The sequence below is a fragment of the Halomonas getboli genome, from assembly GCF_023094245.1.
GTDB lineage: Bacteria > Pseudomonadota > Gammaproteobacteria > Pseudomonadales > Halomonadaceae > Halomonas > Halomonas getboli.
In genome coordinates, this window is the sequence record NZ_JALMEW010000006.1 from 1 (window position 1) to 20,824 (window position 20,824).

Below are 20,824 nucleotides of genomic sequence, written 5' to 3' on the forward strand. Positions count from 1 at the left end.
TGTAGCTCGGCGCTTGTAGCTCGGCGCTTGTAGCTCGGCGCTTGTAGCTCGGCGCTTGTAGCTCGGCGCTTGTAGCTCGGCGCTTGTAGCTCGGCGCTTGTAGCTCGGCGCTTGTAGCTCGGCGCTTACTTCTCGACGAAGGCACGCTCGATGACGTAGTCGCCCGGCTCGCCGAGGCGCGGCGAGATGTTGAAGCCCAGCTCGTCCAGCAGCGCGCTGGTCTCGTCGAGCATGGCCGGGCTGCCGCAGATCATGGCGCGGTCCTGCTTCGGGTCCAGCGGCGGCAGGCCGGTGTCCTCGGCCAGCTTGCCACTGCGGATGTGGTCGGTCAGGCGGCCCATGGTGTGGAACTCCTCGCGGGTCACGGTCGGGTAGTAGACCAGCTTCTCGCTGATCTCCTCGCCCAGGTACTCGTGGGCCGGCAGTTCCTTGGTGATGAAGTCGGCGTAAGCCAGCTCGCTGACGGTGCGCACGCCGTGGATCAGCACGATCTTCTCGAAGCGCTCGTAGGCTTCCGGGTCCTGGATCAGGCTCATGAACGGTGCCAGGCCGGTACCGGTGGACAGCAGGTAGAGGTTGCGGCCCGGCAGCAGGTCGTCGGTGACCAGGGTGCCGGTGGGCTTGCGGCTGACCATGATCTGGTCGCCGACCTTGAGGTGCTGCAGGCGCGAGGTCAGCGGGCCGTCCGGCACCTTGATGGAGAAGAACTCCAGGTGATCCTCGTAGTTGGGGCTGGCCACGGAGTAGGCGCGCATCAGCGGCTTGCCGTCGACTTCCAGGCCGATCATCACGAACTGACCGTTCTTGAAGCGCAGGCTGCGCTCGCGGGTGGTCTTGAAGCTGAACAGGGTGTCGTTCCAGTGATGGACGCTGAGGACTTCTTCGAGGGCGAACTTGCTCATGCCGGCTCCTGTGTCTCGTGGAGGCGCATATATCAAAAACTCATAATTGCGCCGACTGATCTTTGCAGAGAATTCTAAGAGATGGCAGGATATCTGTTAAATGGGTTGTATGGATAAAGCTTATCTATAATCCAGATAAATCGATTCGGAGTCCCGCCCCATGCGCTATACCCTGCGCCAGCTCGAGGTGTTCGTGGCCGTGGCCCAGCACGAGAGCGTGTCCCATGCCGCCCGCGCCCTGGCGCTGTCCCAGTCGGCAGCCAGCACCGCCCTGGCCGAGCTCGAGCGCCAGTTCGACTGCCGCCTGCTCGACCGCATCGGCAAGCGCCTCAAGCTCAACACCCTGGGCTTCCAGCTGCTGCCCAAGGCGGTGGCGCTGCTCGACCGTGCCGAGGAGGTCGAGGAGCTGCTGCGCGGCCAGCAGGGCATCGGCACCCTCGACGTGGGCGCCACCCTGACCATCGGCAACTACCTGGCCACGCTGCTGATCAGCGACTTCATGCAACAGCATCCGGGCAGCCGCATCCGCCTGCAGGTGCGCAACACCCGCACCATCATCGACGGCGTGCGCCATCACGAGCTGGACCTGGGGCTGATCGAGGGACAGTGCGAGGACGAGGAGGTGATCACCCAGCCCTGGGTGGAGGACGAGCTGGCGGTGTTCTGCGCCCCGGGCCATCCGCTGGCCGGCCAGGGTCCGGTGGAGCTCGACCGGCTGATGCGCGAGGACTGGATCATGCGCGAGGAGGGCTCCGGCACCCGGCTGACCCTGGAGCAGGCCGCTCGGCATCGGCGCGGGCGCTTCAACACCCTGCTCGAGCTGGAGCACACCGAGGGCATCAAGCGCGCCGTGGAGTCGGGGCTGGGCATCGGCTGCGTCTCGCGCCTGGCGCTGCGCGACGCCTTTCGCCGCGGCAGCCTGGTGCCGATCCCCACCCCCGACCTGGACCTGAGCCGTCAGTTCGCCTTCATCTGGCATCGCCACAAGTACCTGGCGCCCGGCATGCGCGAGTTCCTCAAGCTGTGCCGGCAGATGACCGAAGGCATTCGCTGCAGCGACCAGATCGACCTGCCCCACCATTCCTGACGGCGGGGCAAGGCCTGCCGCTAGGCGGGTTCGCCCTGACGGAGACGGGCGTCCGGAAGCGCCGCGGTGGCGCCGTGCTGGCTCAGGGTGAAGCCGCCCACGGCCTCGGCCAGGCGATCGGCCTGCTCCTTGAGCCGCTCGGCGGCGGTGGTCGATTCCTCGACCAGGGCGGCGTTCTGCTGAGTCATGTTGTCCAGCTCCGAGACCGCCACGTTGACCTGGCCGATGCCGTCGCTCTGCTCGCCGGTGGCGCTGGTGATCTCGCCCAGCACGTCGGCCACGCGGGTCACGCTCTGCACCAGCTCCTCCATGGTCTCGCCGGCGGCCTGCACCTGGCGCTCGCCCTCTTCGGTGCGGGTCGCCGAGGTATCGATCAGCGCGCGGATCTGCTTGGCGGATTCGGCACTGCGGCTGGCCAGCTGGCGCACCTCGCCGGCTACCACGGCGAAGCCGCGGCCCTGCTCGCCGGCCCGGGCCGCCTCCACCGAGGCGTTGAGCGCCAGCAGATTGGTCTGGAAGGCGATGCTGTCCATCATCGCCACGATCTCGCCGATCTGGCGGGCGGAATCGGTGATGCCCTGCATGGTCTCGCGCACCTGGCCCATGGCCTCGCCGCCGCGGCGGGCGACCTCGCTGGCCGACTCCGCCAGCCCGCTGGCCTGGCGCGAGGCATCCGCGGTGTGCTCGACGGTGCCGGTGATCTCCTCCATCGAGGCCGAGGTCTGCTGCAGGCTGGAAGCGGCGTTCTCGGTGCGCCGCGACAGGTCCTGGCCGCCCTGGGCGATCTCGGTGGCCGCCACGTGCACGGACTCGCTGCTGTCGCGGATGGTCAGCATCACCGACTCCATGCGCGCCACGAAGCGGTTGAAGGCGTTGGCCAGCTGGGTGACCTCGTCGTTGCCCTCCTCGGGCAGGCGGCGGGTCAGGTCGGCGTGACCGCTGGCCACGTGCTCCATGGCGTCGCGGGTGGCCAGCAGGCGGCGGAAGGCGACCTTGAGCAGCAGGCCCAGCAGCAGGGCGGCGCCCAGCGCCACCAGCACCAGCACGATGGCCGAGGCGCTCATCATGCCGCGCAGCCCGGCGGTGGCCTCACGGTCGTCGAGGGCCACCACCAGCTGCCAGTCGGTGCCGGCGATGGGACTGGCGAGCAGGCGCTTGTCGGCGTCGTCGAGGGTGACGTGCTCGGGCGTGTCGGCCTCGGCCAGCGCGGCGAGGGCGGCCGGATCGAGCTCGGGCGACAGGCTGTCGACCGGCTCGAGGCTCAGGGCCGGGTCGGGATGCGCCACCAGGGTGCCGTCGGCGGCGGCGAGGAAGGCCAGGCTGGAGGGCGTGGGCGCGATGCGGCCGACGATATCGGCGATGGCCGTGATCGCCACGTCGCCGCCGGCCACCGAGACCAGCTTGCCGTCGCGATAGAAGGGCGCGGCGAAGGTCACCACCAGCCCGTCGGAGGTGGCATCCTCGTAGGGCGCGGTGACCACGACGTGACCGGCCGCCACGGCCTGCTTGTACCAGGGGCGCTGGCGCGGATCGTAGCCCTCCGGCGTGTCGCTGGCCGAGAACACCACGCCGCCCTCGGTATCGGCCAGGTAGGTATTGATGAAGTCGCCGGACACGCGCAGCTGCTCCAGCGCCGGCAGCGGGGCGTCGCTGGTCGCCACGGCATCCAGCGCCTCGAGCATGCCGCTGCGGGCGTCGACCCACTCCTCGATGGCCTGGGCGTTGCCCTCGGCGACGGCCCGCAGGTTCTGGGCGATCTGGTCGTCATTGTGGGAACGGACGGTGAAGTAGCTCGTCGCGCCGTTGATGATCAACGCCGCGGCGATCACCGCCAGGGCGGCGATCAGGATGCGCATTCGCAGGGAAGTCAGCATGGTCACTCTCGTGAATGGGGAGTTGGTCTTGTGTCGACCCGCGGGTGCCAGGGGCCGGCTGACCCCGGCTATCGGCCGCGGCGGGCGAGACTTGAGCCTTGCCCGCCCCCGCCCGAATCGCCCTTTCAAGAAGGGCGCCCCTTGGCCGATGATGGGAGGAGCACACGACCCTTCTCCCAACCCCGTGACAGGACGCATGAGCGACCCATATCTTCCCCAGGAGTATCCCGCCTCCCTCAAGGTGGTCGGCATCGGCGGCGGAGGCGGCAACGCCATCCACCACCTGCGCGACACCGCCTCCCTCGAGGGCATCGACGCCATCGCCGTGAACACCGACCGTCAGGCCCTCGACGCCCTGCCCCAGTCCATGGCGCTGGCGATCGGCGGCGCCACCACCCGCGGCCTGGGCGCCGGCGCCGATCCCGCGGCCGGCCGGCGAGCGGCGGAAGAGAGCCGCGACGCCCTCCAGGCGCGGCTGGCCGGCTCGGACCTGCTGTTCCTGATGGCCGGCCTGGGCGGCGGCACCGGCAGCGGCGCCACGCCGGTGATCGCCGAACTGGCCCGCGAGATGGGGCTGCTGACCGTGGCCGTGGTGACCCGCCCGTTCGACTTCGAGGGGCAGCGGCGCCGGCAGGCCGCCGACGAGGCCATCGCGGCGCTCGACGGCCGGGTCGACTGCCTGGTGGTGGTGCCCAACGAGCGGCTGCTGCCGACCCTCGGCCACGGCGCCTCGATGATGCGCGCCTTCGCCGCCGTCAACGACGTGCTGCGCGAGGCGGTGACCGGCATCGCCGAGGTCATCACCCGGCCGGGGCTGATCAACATCGACTTCGCCGACGTGGCCGCGGTGATGCGCCGGCCCGGCCGGGCGCGCATCGGCACCGGCGAGGGCACGGGCGAGGATCGCGCCGGGGCGGCGATCCGCGCGGCCCTGGAGCATCCGCTGCTGGAGGCCACCGACCTGGTCGAGGCCGCCGGCGTGCTGGTCAGCATCACCGCCGGCGCGGACCTGAGCCTGGCCGACTTCGATGAGGTCGGGCGACAGGTGGCCGAGCTGGCCGGCGAGGATGCCATGCGGGTGGTCGGCACCGCCTTCGATCCCGACATGGCGGGCCGACTGCGGGTCTCGCTGATCGCCACCGGGCTGGGGGTCGCGCAGACGACGCCGTCCCGGCCGTCGCGCCAGGCCCGAGCCGGCGCCGAGCCGCGCCCGGCGCCGTCGTCATCCAGGGGCACCGAGCGGAGGGAAAGTGCGGAGCCGGAGGAGCTGCTGGATCTCGACGACTTCCTGAACCGGCTCAAGCGGCGCTGACGCCTGGCGACGCCGGGGGCTAGGCCGAGCCCCGGCTCAGATAGCGCTCGCGAAAGGTGTCCGCCGGCACCGGCCGGCCGGTGAGAAAGCCCTGGATCAGGGTCACGTGATAGGCCGCCAGCGCCGCGAGCTGGGCCTCGGTCTCCACGCCTTCGGCCACCACCCGCAGGCCGAGCTCACGAGCCAGCCCCGTCACCGCGGCGAGGATGGCGCCGCTGCCGCGGGACTCGCCCAGGCCGCGGATGAAGGAGCGGTCGATCTTCAGCGTCGTCACCGGCAGCTCCTGCAGGTAGCTCAGCGAGGAGTAGCCGGTGCCGAAGTCGTCGATGGCGATCATGCAGCCCAGCTCGCGCAGCCCCGAGAGGGTGGCCACGGCCTGCTGGTGCTGGTCGAGCAGGGTGCTCTCGGTGAGCTCGAAGCCGATCTGCCCCGGCGGCAGATCGTGCTGTGCATAGAGCCGACGCACCTCGGCGACCAGGTCGGCCTGCCAGAACTGGCGCGCCGAGAGATTGATCGCCACCCGCGGCGGCGACAGGCCGGCGTCCCGCCAGGCCCTGAGCTGGCCGGCCACCAGACGCATCAGCCGCCGCCCCAGCGGCAGGATCAAGCCGGAGCGCTCGGCCAGCGGAATGAACTCGCCCGGCGAGACCTCGCCCAGCCCCGGCGCGCGCCAGCGCAGCAGCGCCTCGGCCCCCTGCACCTCGCCGCTGTCGCGGTCGATCAACGGCTGATAGTGAACGGACAGCCCATCACCGGTCTCGGCGGTGTTGCGCAGCGCCGTCTCCAGCGCCAGGTGATGATGATCCTCGATAGCCATCTCGGCGCGGTAGAGCCGATAGGTGTTGCGCCCCTCCTGCTTGGCCCGGTACATGGCCGCGTCTGCCCGCTGCACCAGACGCTCGGGCGTGTCGCCGTCGTCGGGATAGAGGCTGATCCCCAGACTGCAGCCGACCCGGAAGCGATGCGTGCCCAGCTCGAAGGGCGCGCTGGCCGCCTCGAGCAGCCGGCGCGCCACTCGGGTGGCCTCGTCGATCTCCTGCACCTCGGGCAGCAGCACGATGAACTCGTCGCCGCCCAGCCGCGCCAGGGTGTCATCCTCGCGCAGGTGATGCTGCAGGCGCTCGGTGAGCCGCACCAGCAGCTCGTCGCCCACGGCGTGGCCCAGCGAGTCGTTGACCTGCTTGAAGTGATCCAGGTCGAGAAACAGCACCGCCAGGCGGCGCTGCTGGCGATGGGCGTGGCGGATCGCCAGCGACAGCCGGTCGTCGAGCAGGCGCCGATTGGGCAGGCCGGTGAGCGGATCGTAGTAGGCCAGGTGGCGCACCCGCTCCTCGTTCTCGCGGATATGGGTGATGTCGGTGAACAGCGCCGCGTAGTGGCTGACCTCGCCGCGCTCGTCGCGGATCGCCGAGATGGTCAGCAGCTCCAGGTAGAGCTCGCCGCTCTTGCGGCGATTCCAGATCTCGCCGCGCCAGAAGCCGTCCGCCTGCAGCGTGTCCCACATGTCGCGATAGAAGGCCGCGTCGTGACGGCCGGAAGACAGCACCGCCGGCGTATGGCCGGCCACCTCCTCCAGCGAGTAGCCGGTCATGCGGGTAAAGGCCGGATTGACGAAGCGGATGCGCGTCTGCGGATCGGTGATGATGATGCCCTCCAGCGAGGCATCGATGACCCGCTCGGCCAGCTGCAGGCTCTCTCGCGACTCGGCCAGCGCCTGGTCGCGCGCCTGCAGCGCCTCGCGCAGGTCCTCCAGGTAGCCGTGCTCGGCACCGACGATCAGGTCCTGAAAGCCGAGCAGCCCGATCACCCGGCCCGCCTCGTCGAGCACCGCCAGATGACGCACGCCCTCGTCGACCAGCGTCTCCCGGGCGCGGATCAGGGGCTCGTCGGCGCCGATGGTCAGCAGCGGGCGGCTGGCCAGCTCGCCCACGCTACGCGAGCCCGGATGACGGGCGACGAAACGCACCAGATCACGCTCGGTGAGGATGCCCAGCGGCCGCGCGTCGTCTGCCACCACGGCGGCCTCCAGGCCGGCGTCGCGCATCCGCCGCGCCGCCTCGGCCAGCCCTAGCGCGCCCGGCAGCACCAGCGGCGAGCGGCGCATGGCGCCCTTCACCTCGCGCAGCCGCAGATAGGGCTCGAGGCCCTGATTCAGCGCCACGTCGCTCTGCGACACCATGCCCAGCGGATGCTCGTCGTCGTCCACCACCAGCAGGTGGCGATAGCCCAGCCGGGCGAAGCGCGCGGCGACCTCGCCCACCGGCGCACTCCGGCCGACGGTGACCACCGGCCGGCTCATCACCTCACCGACCGGGCGGCGCAGCGCTTCAGGATCGGCGAAATCGAGGGCCAGGCTGTCGCGCTCGGTCCAGATGCCCAGGGGCCGTCCCGCCTCGACCACCAGGATCGCGCTACAGTGACGCTGGCCCATGCGCGTGGCGGCCTCGCACAGCGGCGTGTCGGGCCCGCAACTCAGAAGGCCGGTGCGCATGATCCGATCGACGGGAAGCGCGTGGGTATCGAGCAGCTGGTCCGGGTCCATTTGATCACCGTATCAAGACAAACCCGACACTCTAGCGAACCCCATGGCGGCGGTGAAAGGCCGGTCCGGCCTCCCGTTGACGACGATCAATGAACAGGCCGTTGCCCGGCTGGCGCCTGGCCTGGCCCTTCAGTGCCGCCGGCAGGTGGGCGATATCCATGGCGAAACTGTGTCCTCAGGCCGGCAGGGCCTCCAGCGCATGTGGTTCATGGGCCTCGCAGGACGCCGTCTCTTCCGTGGCACGTGCTTCGGGCGCGGGTATCGCCTCCTCCGCCATGGCCAGGGTGAAGCCGGCGGTGAAGGTCCGCATGCGCTCGGCCTCCTCCTCCAGCGCCGTGGCGGTCCGCTCGGCGCGCTCGACCATGTCACGGTTGCGCTGGGTCACGCCGCCCATCTGGTGCATCGCCTGGTTGACCTGCTCAAGGCCACGCTGCTGCTCGGCGGAGGCATGGGCGATCTGCTCGATGCGCTCGCCGACCCCCTGGATGGCGGCGACAATGCCGGCCATGTCCTCGCCGGCGCGCCGCGACAGGCCGTTACCGCGCTCCACGCTGCTGTGCGAGGCCTCGATCAGGGTACGGATCTCGCGGGCGGCATCCGCCGAGCGCGAGGCCAGCGAACGCACCTCGCCGGCCACCACAGCGAAGCCGCGGCCGTGCTCGCCGGCCCGTGCCGCCTCCACCGAGGCGTTGAGCGCCAGCAGATTGGTCTGGAAGGCGATGTCGTCGATCAGCCCGACGATCTCGCCGATCCGGCGCGAGCGGGTGTGGATCTCGTCCATGGTGGCGACGAAGTCGGTCACCACCTCGCGGCCCTGACGGGCCCGCCCGGTGGCCTGCTCGGCCAGCGCGTTGGCCTCGCCCACATGGGCGGTGTTGTCGGCCACCGAGGCGGTCATCTCGTCGAGGCTCGCCGCGGTCTGCTCCAGGGACGCGGCCTGCTGGCGGGTCCGGGCCGCCAGTTCCTGGTTGCCCTCGCTCATGCCGGCGGCGCCGTCCAGCACCCGATCGCTGCCGTGGCGCACCCGCGCCACGGTGGTGGCCAGCGCCCGGCGCATGCCGTCGAGCTCGCGATACAGCCGGCCGATCTCGCTGTCGCTGCGCGACGTGACCGGCGTGGCCAGGTCGCCGTCGGCGATGCGCCGGAAGTGCTCGATCATCCGCGACAGCGGCCGCAGCACGTTGGCACGCACGCCCCAGATCACCGCCAGCACGATGGCCAGGGCACCGCCCAGCGCGGCCAGCAGCGCCAGGTTGAGCCAGCCGGTCACCTGCGAGAAGCGCTCGGCCAGCCCATCGCCGCGCTCGGCCGAGGCAACGAAGAAGGCATCGGCGCTCTCCATGAAGGCCTGGCTCATGCCGCTGACCCGGGACTGGCCGGAGTCATAGCCGGCCGCGTCGCCCTCCTGCAGCAGCATCAGCTGCAGCGACAGCCCGGTGCTGAACAGCGACTGGAAGCGCGTGGCCAGCGCCTCCCGGGCCGCCTGCTGCGGCTCGGCCACCGGCAACGCCTGGAAACGCTCGAAGGCCGCCCTGGCCTCGGCCATGTCGGCCTCGGCCTGCTCGAGGATCGGCCCCGGACGATCGAAGGAGGGCACCCGCACCAGATGAGCGGCGCGATCCATCGCCACCTGGGCGCGCAGGGTGGCGATATAGGCGCGATTCAGCGCCCGGGACTGGGCCACCTGCACCTGGCGCAGGGTATCGAAGGCGCTGCGGCCATGATGGTTGGCATAGAGGCCGAGGGCGCCGGTGCCGAGGATGATCGCGGTGAAGGCGACCAGCACCAGGAACCAGCTGAAGCGGATGGTCATTCGATCGAGGAAGCGCATCGGGAATCCTGTCGCTGAAGGGAGGGGCGAGCGCCGGGCCCGCCGCGAGGCATGTCCGGCGTTATATCAGCGATTCATGACATTCAGATGGCGCGGTAAAACTCGCGAATGGCGGCCAACATCGACCAACGATCGGCACGTGAGGCATTAAAGATGGCGCATGAACGGCCGATACCAGGTACCGAACTGGCCCGGAAAATCACGACAAGAAAGGGAGGGATGCCCATGTCCGACAGCGTGAACGAGATCGCCGCCAGTCGAGCGCCCCAGGCCGCCGAAGCCCCCGCGCCGCGCCGGCGGGTGGAACAGCTGCTGGCCGGCTGGCTGCCGTCCGAGGACACCGCCACCGACGAGGCGGCGTCGGTCCAGCAGGGCGAGCTGGTCGCCCCGGTGCAGCGGCTCAACGAGGTGATGCGCCCCTACGGCGTGGAATTCGAGCTCAGCGAGGCCACCACGCGGGTGATCACGCGGCTGGTGGATCGGGACACCGGCGAGCTGATCCGCCAGATCCCCGCCGAGGAGGTGATGCGCATCGCCGAGCACCTGGAGGAGCTTCAGGGCGGGCTGATCGATCTGGAGGCCTGACGCGAATCAGACCTGCATGTTCATGATGTCCTTGTAGGCCGTCACCAGGCGGTTGCGGACCTGGAGGCCCATCTCGGAGGCGACGCTGGCCTTCTGCATGTCGACCATGACGTCGTTGAGCTCGACGCCCGGCTCGCCGGCCTGGAAGGCCTGGGCCGAGTCGGCGGCCTGGAGCTTGAGCTCGTTGATGCGCTGGATCGAGGACTGAAGCTCGCCGGCGAAGCCGCCGTTGCCCACGGCGGTATCGAGCTGCTGGCCCTTGGCGGCCTCGCCGCCGGCCTGGGTGGCCAGCGACTGCATCTGGGCGAGCGCCGAAGCGAGAGCGGGTGCACTCATCGGAAATCCCTGTAATGGACATGGTGGTCGATGATCGCCAAGGCTAGCAGCGCCCCCGCCGCGACCATGCTGGCAATTGACGGGCAAAACTCGGGCTTTTCATACCTTTGGCGCGACACCCCCTGCGGATAATGGCCGTCATCACAGTTCCGCCCGCACGGGCGGCGAATCGCGACGGACGGGAACAGCAGTCGATGCCTTCATCCAGAGCCCCGGGCCCAGGCGCCATCTCCGACGGGAGGCCCGCATGAGCAGTGGCGCCTCCGCCACCGGCAGCCAACAGGCCCAGCCCTCCCCCTTCGCGCAGCTGACCCGGCAGCTGCGCGGCAGCCCCCTGATCGCCCTGCTGATCGTCGGCGCGGCCGTGATCGCCATCGCGGTGGCGCTGCTGCTGTGGGCGCGCAGTCCCGACTACCGGGTGCTGTTCAGCAACCTCAGCGAGACCGACGGCGGCAGCATCATCAGCGAGCTCGACAGCCGCAATGTCCCCTACAAGTTCAGCGCCGGCGGCAAGGCGCTGCTGGTGCCCGGCGACCGGGTCCACACCCTGCGCCTGCAGCTCGCCGAACAGGGCCTGCCGCGCGGCGGCAACGTCGGCCTCGAGCTGATGGAGAACCAGGCCTTCGGCATCAGCCAGTTCGCCGAGCAGATCAACTACCAGCGCGGCCTCGAGGGCGAGCTCGCCCGCTCCATGGAATCCCTGGGTCCGGTGGCCGGCGCACGGGTACACCTGGCGCTGGCCAAGGACTCGGTGTTCGTGCGCCAGCGCGAGCCGGCCAAGGCCTCGGTGGTGCTCACCCTGCAGCCCGGCCGTACCCTCGGCGAGGGCCAGGTGGCCTCGATCGTGCACCTGGTCTCCAGCAGCGTGCCCGACCTGGCCGCCGAGGCGGTCACCGTGGTCGACCAGAGCGGCCGGCTGCTCTCCACTCCCGACGGCGGCGGCCTGGGCCTCGACGGCACCCAGCTCGACTACGTCGCCGAGGTGGAACGCGCCTACCAGAAGCGCATCGAGGCCATCCTGGCGCCGATCCTCGGCCGCGCCAACGTCAAGGCCCAGGTCACCGCCCAGGTCGATTTCTCCAAGCGTGAGGAGACCGCCGAGCGCTACGGTCCCAACCAACCGCCCAACGAGGCCGCGGTGCGCAGTCGCCAGACCAGCGTCGACTACAATGGCGACGGCGACCTGGCCAGCGGCATTCCCGGCGCGCTGAGCAACACCCCTCCCGGCGCGGCCCCCTCGCCGATCGACAACGCGGATAACGGCGCGAACGACAACGCTGACCAAGGGCAGACGAATCAGCAGGACGCCAACGCCACCAACGACCAGCGCCTGAGCCGCGACGACGTTGTCAACTACGAGGTCGACCGCCAGGTGTCCCACGTCCAGCATCGCCGCGGCGAGGTCGAACGCCTCTCGGCGGCGGTGGTGGTCAACTATCGCGAACGGCTCGACGAAGAGACCGGCGAGATGGCCCCGGCGCCGCTCGACGACGAGGAGATGGCGCAGATCGAGCGCCTGGTGCGCCAGGCCATGGGCTACTCCGACGCCCGCGGCGACCAGGTCGCGGTGGTCAACAGTGCCTTCGCCGCCACCGACGACGCGGCCGACGTGCCGACCTGGTGGCAGCGCAGCGACGTTCAGCAGCTGGCCTTCAGCCTGGGCCGCTACCTGCTGGTGGGCATCGCCCTGCTGCTGCTCTACCTGCTGATCCTGCGGCCCTTCATCCGTCGCTACACCGAGCAGCCACGCCCCGCGCCGGCCAGCGTGCCGCCGGCGCCCGGCTTCCAGGCCCGCGTCGGCGGCGACGAGGACGAGGGCGACGGCGAGCCGGAAGGCGAGCGCCACGACGAGACCGCGAGCGAGGAGAGCCCCGCCGCGCGCCGGCGCAAGCGTCGCGCCACGACCTACGAAGCCAACCTCAATGATCTGCGCGAGATGGCCCAGGAAGACCCCGGCATGGTAGCCATGATCGTCCGCGGCTGGATGAACCAACATGACGAGTAACGCGACAACCGGTCTGCGCCGCAGCGCCATCCTGCTGCTGGCCCTCGACGAGGACAGCGCCGCCGAGGTCTTCAAGCACATGTCGACCAAGGAGGTGCAGGCGCTGAGCATGGAGATGGCCACCATGAGCCAGGTCTCCCACGACGAGATGCGCCAGGTCCTGCAGGACTTCAGCAACGAGACCGAGGAATTCATCGCCCTGAACATCAACTCCAGCGACCACATCCGCTCGGTGTTGACCAAGGCGCTGGGCAGCGAGCGCGCCTCGAGCCTGATCGACGACGTCATGGAAAGCGCCGGCAACAGCTCCGGCATCGATGCGCTCAACCTGATGGAAGCCTCGATGGTGGCCGAGCTGATCCGCGACGAGCACCCGCAGATCATCGCCACCATCCTGATCCATCTGGAACGCCACCAGGCCTCCGACGTGCTGGAGACCTTCGACGACAAGCTGCGCAACGACGTGGTGCTGCGCATCGCCACCTTCAGCGGCGTGCAGCCGGCGGCGCTGCAGGAGCTCACCGAGGTGCTCACCGGCATGCTCGACGGCCAGAACCTCAAGCGCAGCAAGATGGGCGGCGCCCGCACCGCGGCCGAGATCCTCAACCTGATGAACAGCCATCAGGAAGAGGCCGCCATCGAGACGGTGCGCTCCCACAGCGAGGACCTGGCGCAGAAGATCATCGACGAGATGTTCCTGTTCGAGAACATGGTCGACCTCGACGATCGCAGCATCCAGCTGGTGCTCAAGGAGATCGACACCAACTCGCTGGTGGTGGCACTCAAGGGCTCCCCCGAAACGCTCATGGACAAGTTCCTGCGCAACATGTCGCAGCGTGCCGCCGATCTGCTGCGCGAGGACATGGAAGCCCGCGGGCCGATCCGCGTCTCCCAGGTCGAGGCCGAGCAGAAGACCATCCTCCAGGTGGTGCGCCGCCTGGCCGACTCCGGCGAGATCGTGCTGAGCGGCGGAGACGACACCTATGTCTGAGTTCGAGTCCGGCGCAAAGCCCGGCTGGGACGACGAGACGCCCTGGCGCCGCTGGCAGATGGGCGAGCTGCGCCGCCCCGAGCCGAAGGCCGCCTCGACGCCCGATCCTCGCGCCACCGCGCGCCAGGCCCGCGAGGCGGAGGCCCGCCGCCAGCAGCAGGCCCTCGAGCGGCTGCGCGAGCAGGCCCGACGGGAGGCGCGCGAGGAAGGCCTGCGCGAGGGCCGCGAGGCCGGCCACGCCGAGGGCCTGGCCCAGGGCCTCGAGGAGGGCCGACGGCAGGCCCGCGAGGAGCTCGAACAGCGCCTCGAGCAGACGCTTGCCCCGCTGCTGCCGCTGGCCCGCCACTTCGAGGAAGCCCTGGCCGATCTCGACGAGGCGCTGGCCGAGGATCTGGTCGATCTGGCCCTCGCCACCGGCCGCCAGCTCGCCGGCGACGCCCTCGAGGCCCGCCCCGAGCAGGTGCTGACGCTGATCCGCGATCTGCTTCACAGCGATCCGCCCCTGATCGGCCAGCAGCGCCTGTGGCTGCATCCCCAGGACCTCGCGCTGGTCACGCAACACCTGGGCGAGGAGCTGGAGGCCGCCGGCTGGCGGCTGCAGCCCGACGACCAGCTCAGCCGCGGCGGCTGCCGGGTGACCAGCCAGCGCGGCGAGCTGGACGCCACCTGGGAGACCCGCTGGCAGGCGATCCAGGACCAGCTGCGCCGGCGCCAGCCGCCGACCGACACCGACGAAGACGAGGCGTGAGTCGACCGCGATGAACGACACCGCTCCCACCAACCGCCACCAGGCCAGCTGGCAGCGCGCCCTCCGGGGCGTGCGCCGGCGCATCGAGCCGCTGCCGACCAGCCGCGCCAGCGGCCGGGTGGTGCGCGCGACCGGGCTGGTGATCGAGGTGGTGGGTCTGCAGGTGGCGCTGGGCAACGCCTGTCGCATCGAGCTGCCCGACGACCACGGCCGGCTGGGCCGTCACTACGCCGAGGCCGAGGTGGTCGGCTTCGACGGCGAACGCCTGTACCTGATGCCGCTGGCCGCGATCAGCGGCCTGCGCCCCGGCGCCCGGGTGCTGCCGCTGGGCGACGGCAGCGACGGCGCCGCCCGCCGCTTCCCCCTCGGCGAGTCGCTGCTGGGCCGGGTCGTGGACGGCAACGGCGCGCCGCTGGACGACCAGGGCTCGCTGGACGAGGCGCCCCGGGCGCCGCTGGCCACGCCGCCGCTCAACCCGCTGTCGCGGGCGCCCATCGACACTCAGATCGACGTCGGCATCCGCGCCATCAACGCCCTGCTCAGCGTGGGCCGCGGCCAGCGCATGGGCCTGTTCGCCGGCTCCGGCGTCGGCAAGTCGGTGCTGCTCGGCATGATGGCCCGCTACACCCGGGCCGATGTGATCGTGGTGGGGCTGATCGGCGAGCGCGGCCGCGAGGTGCAGGACTTCATCGACAACATCCTCGGCCCGGAGGGGCGCCGGCGCGCCGTGGTGGTGGCGGCCCCGGCCGACACCTCGCCGCTGCAGCGCCTGCAGGGCGCGGCCTACGCCACCCGCCTGGCCGAGGACTTCCGCGATCAGGGCAAGAACGTGCTGCTGATCATGGACTCGCTGACCCGCTACGCCATGGCCCAGCGCGAAATCGCCCTGGCCATCGGCGAGCCGCCCGCCACCAAGGGCTATCCCCCCTCGGTGTTCGCCAAGCTGCCGAGCCTGGTGGAGCGCGCCGGCAACGCCGAGCGCGGCGGCGGTTCGATCACCGCCTTCTACACGGTGCTGACCGAGGGCGACGACCAGCAGGACCCGATCGCCGACTCGGCCCGCGCCATTCTCGACGGCCACGTGGTGCTGTCGCGTACCCTGGCCGAGGCCGGCCACTACCCGGCCATCGACATCGAGGCCTCGATCAGCCGCGCGATGACCGCCATCGTCGACGCCCCGCAGCTCGAGCAGGCGCGCCGCTTCAAGAGCCTGTTCTCGCGCTACCAGCGCAACCGCGACCTGATCAGCGTCGGCGCCTACCATCCGGGCCACGATCCGCAGCTGGACGAGGCCGTGAATCGCTATCCTGCCCTGGAGGGCTTCCTGCAACAGGGCATCGGGGAATGCGCCGACCTCGGTGCCTCGCGTCAGGCACTGCTCGGCGCCCTGGGAGGCAGGCCATGAGCCGCACCGCACTCGACAACCTCACCGAGCTGGCCCGCGAGGCCCGCGACCAGGCCGGACAGAAGCTCGCTGGCGACCGTCGCAGCGCCGACCAGATCGTCGCCCAGATGGAGTCGCTGCAGCGTTACCGGGCCGAATACGCCGCCCGCCTGCAGACCGCGCTGCGCGAGGGCATCGACCCGGCCAGCATGCACAACTATCAGCGCTTCCTGGCCTCGCTGGATGACGCCCTGAACCGCGCCCGCCAGGCCCTGACCGAACAGCAGCGCCGCGTCGAGCGCAGCCAGCAGCACTGGCAGCAGGAACAGCGCCGGCTGAGCGCCTACGACACCCTCGCCGAGCGTCGCGCCGATGCCGAACGCCAGGCCGAGCAGCGGCGCGAACAGCGCGCCACCGATGAACAGGTGACACAGCGTTGGCGGCGCCGGGACGGCGTACCGAGCGGCTACTAAGCGGCGGACAACACAGGGAATCACTCATGGACATCCAGCAGATCCTCACCGCCGGCACCGGTACGCCCGCGGCCTCGAACGGCAGTGGCTCGGGCGCCGCCGGCGCCCTGACCGGCGACGGCTTCGCCAAGGCGCTGGCCTCGCTGTCGCCCCAGGCCGGCGCTCAACCCGCCCCTGGCAGCGGCGCAGAGTCGTCACCGCCGGCCTCTCGGCTGCCGACGGCCGCTGCCGACGGCGAAGCCCTGCCCGAGCGCCTTCAGCGGCTGCTGGCCTCCGCGGCCGAGGGCGAGGACGTGTCGAAAGACCTCGCGGCCCTGCTGTCTTCGGTCGACGGAGAAGACGCCGCGGGCCAGCTGCGCCAGGCGCTGGCCTCGCTCGCCGAGGGCGACGGCCTGCCCGAGGCGCTCCAGACCCTGCTCGGCGCCATCGCCGAAGGCGAAGATCCGAGCGCCGTGCTACAGCGGATGAAGGCCGCCGCGGACACATCGGACGAGGCCACCTCCCCCGAGCTCGTCGCCGCCCTGCAGACCCTCGTGGCGCCGCAGCCCTCCGGCCAGCGTGACGCCACGGCGCCGGCCCAGGCATCCGCCGATCGCGCCCGCTCGGCGCTGCCCGGCCTGGCATCGGGCGCGGCCACTCCCTCGACCAATCCGCTGCTCGAGGCGGCCCGGGGCCGCGCCGATGGCATCAGCAACGCCGTGAACGGCACCACAACCAATGCCACGACCTCGGCCGCGCTGGCCGCCGCCGAGGCCGTGCGTCAGGCTGCCGCCGGTGCATCGCCCGGCGGTTCTGCCCAGGCCTCGCCCCAGACCATGCTCGAGGCCCTGGCGGCGCGCCGGCAGGGCCAGAGCGCTAGCGGCCAGGAGGCCCTGCCGGCGGCGGGCGGCGCCTTCGCGGGCCACCTCTCCTCGCTCACGACCGCCACGGCGAACGCCGCTGGCGTCGCTACCGCTCAGCAGACGAGTCTGAGCGCCCCGGTCGGCAGCCAGACATGGCCGGGCCAGCTCGGCCAGCGGCTAGTCCAGTTCGCCCGCCAGGGCGGTGAGCAGCACATCGAGATGAAGCTGCACCCGGCCGAGCTGGGGCCGCTGTCGGTGACGCTCAAGGTCGGCGACCAGGGCGCCCAGGCGCACTTCCTGTCGAGCCATGCCCAGGTCCGCCACGCCCTCGAACAGGCGATTCCCCAGCTGCGAGAGGCGCTGGCCGGCCAGGGCATCGCCCTGGGCGAGACCTCGGTGGGCGAACAGCGCCAGGGCGGCAGCGAGGGCGAGGGTCGCCGGTTCGCCGAGACCGCCGGGGGCCCGAGCGGCAGCGAGGGCGAGGAGCCATCCGAGCTCGCTCGAGCGACGCCGCCGCTCGAGCGGGTCCTGGACGGCCGCGTCGATCTCTACGCTTGACCCCGCTCGGCGCAAAATCCGGAGATGGCCGCGTTCATCGGGCCTGTTCACATCATCGTGCCGCCCTCGCGGGCGGCATAATCCCCCGCTATCGGCAGAATATTCAGCATAGGAACGGCAATGGCGACATCCAGCAGAGGCTCCCGGAAACTGCTGTGGCTACTGGTGGTGCTGGTGGTGATCGCCTCATCGGCGGCGGCCACGGCGCTGTTCATGGTCATGAGCGACGATGACGACGGCAAGGCCATGGCCCAGGAGCCCGAGATCGTGGAAGCCCAGGCGCCGATCTTCGTCGAGATCGAGCCCTTCACCGTCAACCTGGCCGACGACGACTACGGCTCGCGGCTGCTCTACGCGGGCATCTCGCTCAAGGTCGCCGACGAGCAGAGCGAGACGCTGCTGAACGAGCACATGCCCGAGGTGCGCAGCCGCCTGCTGATGCTGCTCTCCGGCCAGCGGGCCACCGACCTGGCCACGCCGGAAGACAAGCAGCGCCTCGCCGACCAGGTGAAGGCCACCCTCGAGGCGCCCATGACGGAGCCGCAGCCGGAGCTTTCCATCGAGCGCGTGCTGTTCACCGATTTCATCGTGCAATGACGCCGGGCGGGTAGCGACCATGTCTCAAGAAGATCTGCTCTCCCAGGACGAGATCGACGCCCTGCTCAAGGGCGTCAGCGGGGACGACGAGCCCGCGGAGGGCCAGGACGGCCAGCCGCAGGTGCGCCCCTTCGATCCGGCCAACCAGCACCGCATCATCCGCGAACGCCTGCATGCGCTGGACATGATCAACGAGCGCTTCGCGCGCCACTTCCGCATGGGGCTGTTCAACCTGATCCGGCGCAGCGCCGACATCACCGTGGATTCGGTGAAGTACCAGAGCTACAGCGACTTCTCGCGCAACGTGCCGGTGCCCACCAACATCAACATGATCGCCATGAAGCCGCTGAAGGGCTCGGCGCTGATCGTGTTCCCGCCGAACCTGGTGTTCATGGTGGTGGACAACCTGTTCGGCGGCGACGGCCGCTTCCTCACCAAGTCCGAGGGGCGCGAGTTCACCAACACCGAACAGCGCATCATCCAGCGCATGCTGCAGCTGGCCATCGAGGCCTACGCCGAGTCCTGGAAGTCGGTCTATCCGCTGGAGATCAGCTTCCTGCGCAGCGAGATGCAGTCGAAGTTCGCCAATATCACCAACTCGCCCAACGAGATCGTGGTCAACACCAGCTTCAACCTCGAGGTCGGCAACCTGGCCAGCAGCTTCCAGATCTGCATGCCCTACTCGATGATCGAGCCGCTGCGCGACCTGCTGACCAATCCGCTCAACGAGAGTCATCAGGACCAGGACGGCAGCTGGTCGAAGCGCATGGCCGGCGAGCTGCGCCAGTCCGAGGTCGAGCTGGTGGCCAATTTCGCCGACATTCCCTCCCGCATCTCCCAGGTGCTGGCGCTCAAGGCCGGCGACGTGCTGCCGCTGGAGCTGCCCGAGAAGGTGACCGCCAGCGTCGACGGCGTGCCGGTGATGGAATGCGAGTACGGCAGTCAGCACGAGCAGCGCGCCCTGCGGGTGCTGCGACTGTTCGATCACGCGGCGGGCCACGCGCCGTCCAGCGCCTTCGTCAAGGGGGCTCAGCCGAAACCCAAGGAAGCCAAGCATGACTGATCCCAACAAGCCCGACGATCAGAACCTCGACGACGAGTGGGCGGCCGCCATGTCCGAACAGGCAGGCGACGACGCGCCGAGCGCGGACGACGATCCCTGGGCCGAGGCCATGGCCGAGCAGGCCGCCGCCGAGGAGGCCGAGGGCAACGAGGCTCCCGCCGAGCCCGCGGCCGGCGCCGAGGCGCAGCCGGCCAGCGGCAGCGTCTTTCAGCCGCTGGAGGGTGGCCAGGACAAGGCCGTGCCGCGCGACCTCGAGATGATCATGGACATCCCGGTCAAGCTGACCGTGGAGCTGGGCCGCACCAAGCTGACCATCAAGCAGCTGCTGGAACTGGCCCAGGGCTCGGTGATCGAGCTCGAGGGGCTGGCCGGCGAGCCCATGGACATCCTGATCAACGGTTATCTGATCGCCCAGGGTGAAGTGGTGGTGGTGGAAGACAAGTACGGCATCCGCATCACCGAGATCATCACACCTTCCGAGCGCGTCCAGAAGCTGAACCGATGAGCGAGACCGCCTCCGGCGCCGGCGCCACCCTCGACGGGCTCGGCGGCGGCGATGCCCTGATCGGCATGGCCACCCTCGGCAAGACGGCCGCCGCCCTGGCCCTGGTGCTGGGCGTCATCCTGGTGTGCAGCCTGCTGCTGCGGCGCCTGAACGGCGGCGGACGCGGCCAGGGCCATCGCCCGCGCCTGGTGGGCAGCACCGGCATCGGCCAGCGCGAGCGGGTCGTGATCGTCGAGGTCGAGGGCACCTGGCTGGTGCTGGGCGTCGGCGGCGGCCAGGTCAGCAAGCTCCACGAGCTGCCCGCGCCCGACACGCCGTCCTCCGAGGTCGTATCGCCGATCGACCCGAACGATGGCTTCGCCGCCCGCTTCGCCCAGGCGCTGCGCCACCACGCCGGCCTGGGCCGCGGCGACCGGGGGCGCGAATGAACCGACTCGCCCCGCGCCATGCCCGCTGGCTGCTCCTAGGGCTGCTGCTGATACCCGGCCTGGCGCTGGCCCAGCAGGTACCCGGCCTGATCAGCCAGCCGATGGAGGACGGCGGCCAGCGCTGGTCGCTGTCGCTGCAGACCCTGCTGCTGCTCAGCTCGCTGGCCTTCCTGCCGGCGGCGGTGCTGATGATGACCAGCTTCACCCGCATCATCATCGTGCTGGGGCTGCTGCGCACCGCCATGGGTACCCAGGCCACGCCGCCCAATCAGGTGCTGCTGGGACTGGCGCTGTTCCTGACCTTCTTCATCATGGCCCCGGTATTCGGCCAGGTGTACGACCAGGCCTGGGTGCCGCTGTCCAACGGCAGCATCGCCTTCCCCGAGTTCCTCACCCAGGCCGAGGGTCCCTTCCGCGAGTTCATGCTGGCCCAGACCCGCGAGCCCGACCTGGCGCTGTTCGCGCGGCTGGCCGACGTCGGCCCGCTTCAGGGCCCGGAAGACGTGCCGCTGCGGGTGCTGGTGCCGTCCTTCGTGACCAGCGAGCTGAAGACCGCCTTCCAGATCGGCTTCACCATCTTCATCCCCTTCCTGATCATCGACCTGGTGGTGGCCAGCACCCTGATGTCGCTGGGCATGATGATGGTGCCGCCGATCACCATCTCGCTGCCGTTCAAGCTGATGCTGTTCGTGCTGGTCGACGGCTGGCAGCTGATCATCGGCTCGCTGGCGGAAAGCTTCTACGTGTGAGTCCCCGGAGAC

The 20,824-nt window shown here is 70.3% G+C and carries 20 protein-coding genes; 14 read left to right on the forward strand and 6 right to left on the reverse strand.

Annotated elements, in window-relative coordinates; translation table 11 throughout:
• Positions 1-125 precede the first annotated feature (125 nt).
• Positions 126-902 carry a ferredoxin--NADP reductase gene (locus MYL53_RS12980; RefSeq protein ID WP_016855905.1) on the reverse strand — a complete coding sequence of 259 codons (777 nt, stop codon included), beginning with the start codon at positions 900-902 and terminating at the stop codon, positions 126-128.
• A 160-nt stretch (positions 903-1,062) separates the two neighbouring features.
• Between MYL53_RS12980 and MYL53_RS12985 the strand changes: the two genes are divergently transcribed.
• A complete protein-coding gene (locus tag MYL53_RS12985) occupies positions 1,063-1,989 on the forward strand; it encodes a LysR family transcriptional regulator (RefSeq protein WP_247854375.1) in 927 nt (308 codons plus the stop codon).
• A 20-nt stretch (positions 1,990-2,009) separates the two neighbouring features.
• Here MYL53_RS12985 and MYL53_RS12990 read toward each other — a convergent pair whose 3' ends face one another.
• A complete protein-coding gene (locus MYL53_RS12990) occupies positions 2,010-3,863 on the reverse strand; it encodes a methyl-accepting chemotaxis protein (RefSeq protein WP_247854376.1) in 1,854 nt (617 codons plus the stop codon).
• Between the two features lie 196 nt (positions 3,864-4,059).
• On the opposite strand from MYL53_RS12990, the gene ftsZ reads away from it, so the two are divergent.
• Entirely contained in the window at positions 4,060-5,175 is a 1,116-nt protein-coding gene (gene ftsZ, locus MYL53_RS12995) for a cell division protein FtsZ (protein WP_247854377.1), read from the forward strand.
• A gap of 19 nt (positions 5,176-5,194) precedes the next feature.
• Here ftsZ and MYL53_RS13000 read toward each other — a convergent pair whose 3' ends face one another.
• Genes MYL53_RS13000 through MYL53_RS13005 form a run of 3 tightly spaced genes read right to left on the reverse strand, consistent with a single transcriptional unit; the run spans position 5,195 to position 9,548 of the window.
• A complete protein-coding gene (locus MYL53_RS13000) occupies positions 5,195-7,717 on the reverse strand; it encodes an EAL domain-containing protein (RefSeq protein WP_247854378.1) in 2,523 nt (840 codons plus the stop codon).
• Positions 7,718-7,748: 31 nt separating this feature from the next.
• Positions 7,749-7,877 carry a hypothetical protein gene (locus MYL53_RS17275; RefSeq protein WP_282103561.1) on the reverse strand — a complete coding sequence of 43 codons (129 nt, stop codon included), beginning with the start codon at positions 7,875-7,877 and terminating at the stop codon, positions 7,749-7,751.
• A gap of 15 nt (positions 7,878-7,892) precedes the next feature.
• Positions 7,893-9,548 (reverse strand): methyl-accepting chemotaxis protein, encoded by a 1,656-nt coding sequence (locus MYL53_RS13005; RefSeq protein WP_247854379.1) that lies wholly within the window; start codon positions 9,546-9,548, stop codon positions 7,893-7,895.
• A gap of 225 nt (positions 9,549-9,773) precedes the next feature.
• Between MYL53_RS13005 and MYL53_RS13010 the strand changes: the two genes are divergently transcribed.
• On the forward strand, positions 9,774-10,133 hold the full coding sequence (locus MYL53_RS13010) for a flagellar protein FlaG (protein ID WP_247854380.1): 360 nt from the start codon (positions 9,774-9,776) through the stop codon (positions 10,131-10,133).
• A gap of 6 nt (positions 10,134-10,139) precedes the next feature.
• Here MYL53_RS13010 and fliE read toward each other — a convergent pair whose 3' ends face one another.
• Positions 10,140-10,469, reverse strand: coding sequence for a flagellar hook-basal body complex protein FliE (fliE, locus tag MYL53_RS13015; protein WP_247854381.1), 330 nt, complete (start codon positions 10,467-10,469; stop codon positions 10,140-10,142).
• Positions 10,470-10,716: 247 nt separating this feature from the next.
• Here fliE and fliF point away from each other — a divergent pair, with 247 nt between their 5' ends.
• The 11 genes from fliF (at position 10,717) to fliP (ending at position 20,812) form a co-directional block, all read left to right on the forward strand.
• Positions 10,717-12,474 carry a flagellar basal-body MS-ring/collar protein FliF gene (gene fliF / locus MYL53_RS13020; protein WP_247854382.1) on the forward strand — a complete coding sequence of 586 codons (1,758 nt, stop codon included), beginning with the start codon at positions 10,717-10,719 and terminating at the stop codon, positions 12,472-12,474.
• Positions 12,464-13,465: a flagellar motor switch protein FliG gene (fliG, locus tag MYL53_RS13025; protein WP_247854383.1), complete on the forward strand. Its 1,002-nt coding sequence runs from the start codon at positions 12,464-12,466 to the stop codon at positions 13,463-13,465. The genes fliF and fliG overlap by 11 nt, the downstream gene beginning before the upstream one ends.
• Entirely contained in the window at positions 13,458-14,213 is a 756-nt protein-coding gene (gene fliH / locus MYL53_RS13030) for a flagellar assembly protein FliH (RefSeq protein ID WP_247854384.1), read from the forward strand. Before fliG ends, fliH begins: the two co-directional genes overlap by 8 nt.
• A 10-nt stretch (positions 14,214-14,223) precedes the next feature.
• Positions 14,224-15,618, forward strand: a complete 1,395-nt coding sequence (gene fliI / locus MYL53_RS13035) for a flagellar protein export ATPase FliI (RefSeq protein WP_247854385.1) — start codon at positions 14,224-14,226, stop codon at positions 15,616-15,618.
• Positions 15,615-16,070, forward strand: a complete 456-nt coding sequence (fliJ, locus tag MYL53_RS13040) for a flagellar export protein FliJ (protein ID WP_247854386.1) — start codon at positions 15,615-15,617, stop codon at positions 16,068-16,070. Before fliI ends, fliJ begins: the two co-directional genes overlap by 4 nt.
• 26 nt (positions 16,071-16,096) lie before the next feature.
• Positions 16,097-17,470: a flagellar hook-length control protein FliK gene (locus MYL53_RS13045; protein ID WP_247854387.1), complete on the forward strand. Its 1,374-nt coding sequence runs from the start codon at positions 16,097-16,099 to the stop codon at positions 17,468-17,470.
• 120 nt (positions 17,471-17,590) lie between these two features.
• On the forward strand, positions 17,591-18,067 hold the full coding sequence (gene fliL, locus MYL53_RS13050; protein WP_247854388.1) for a flagellar basal body-associated protein FliL: 477 nt from the start codon (positions 17,591-17,593) through the stop codon (positions 18,065-18,067).
• Positions 18,068-18,086: 19 nt separating this feature from the next.
• On the forward strand, positions 18,087-19,130 hold the full coding sequence (fliM, locus tag MYL53_RS13055; protein WP_247854389.1) for a flagellar motor switch protein FliM: 1,044 nt from the start codon (positions 18,087-18,089) through the stop codon (positions 19,128-19,130).
• A complete protein-coding gene (gene fliN, locus MYL53_RS13060; protein ID WP_247854390.1) occupies positions 19,123-19,635 on the forward strand; it encodes a flagellar motor switch protein FliN in 513 nt (170 codons plus the stop codon). Before fliM ends, fliN begins: the two co-directional genes overlap by 8 nt.
• On the forward strand, positions 19,632-20,063 hold the full coding sequence (fliO, locus tag MYL53_RS13065; RefSeq protein ID WP_247854391.1) for a flagellar biosynthetic protein FliO: 432 nt from the start codon (positions 19,632-19,634) through the stop codon (positions 20,061-20,063). Before fliN ends, fliO begins: the two co-directional genes overlap by 4 nt.
• The gene (gene fliP, locus MYL53_RS13070; RefSeq protein WP_247854392.1) at positions 20,060-20,812 is read left to right on the forward strand and encodes a flagellar type III secretion system pore protein FliP; all 753 of its coding nucleotides are present in this window, start codon (positions 20,060-20,062) and stop codon (positions 20,810-20,812) included. The genes fliO and fliP overlap by 4 nt, the downstream gene beginning before the upstream one ends.
• The last annotated feature ends 12 nt before the right edge of the window (positions 20,813-20,824 follow it).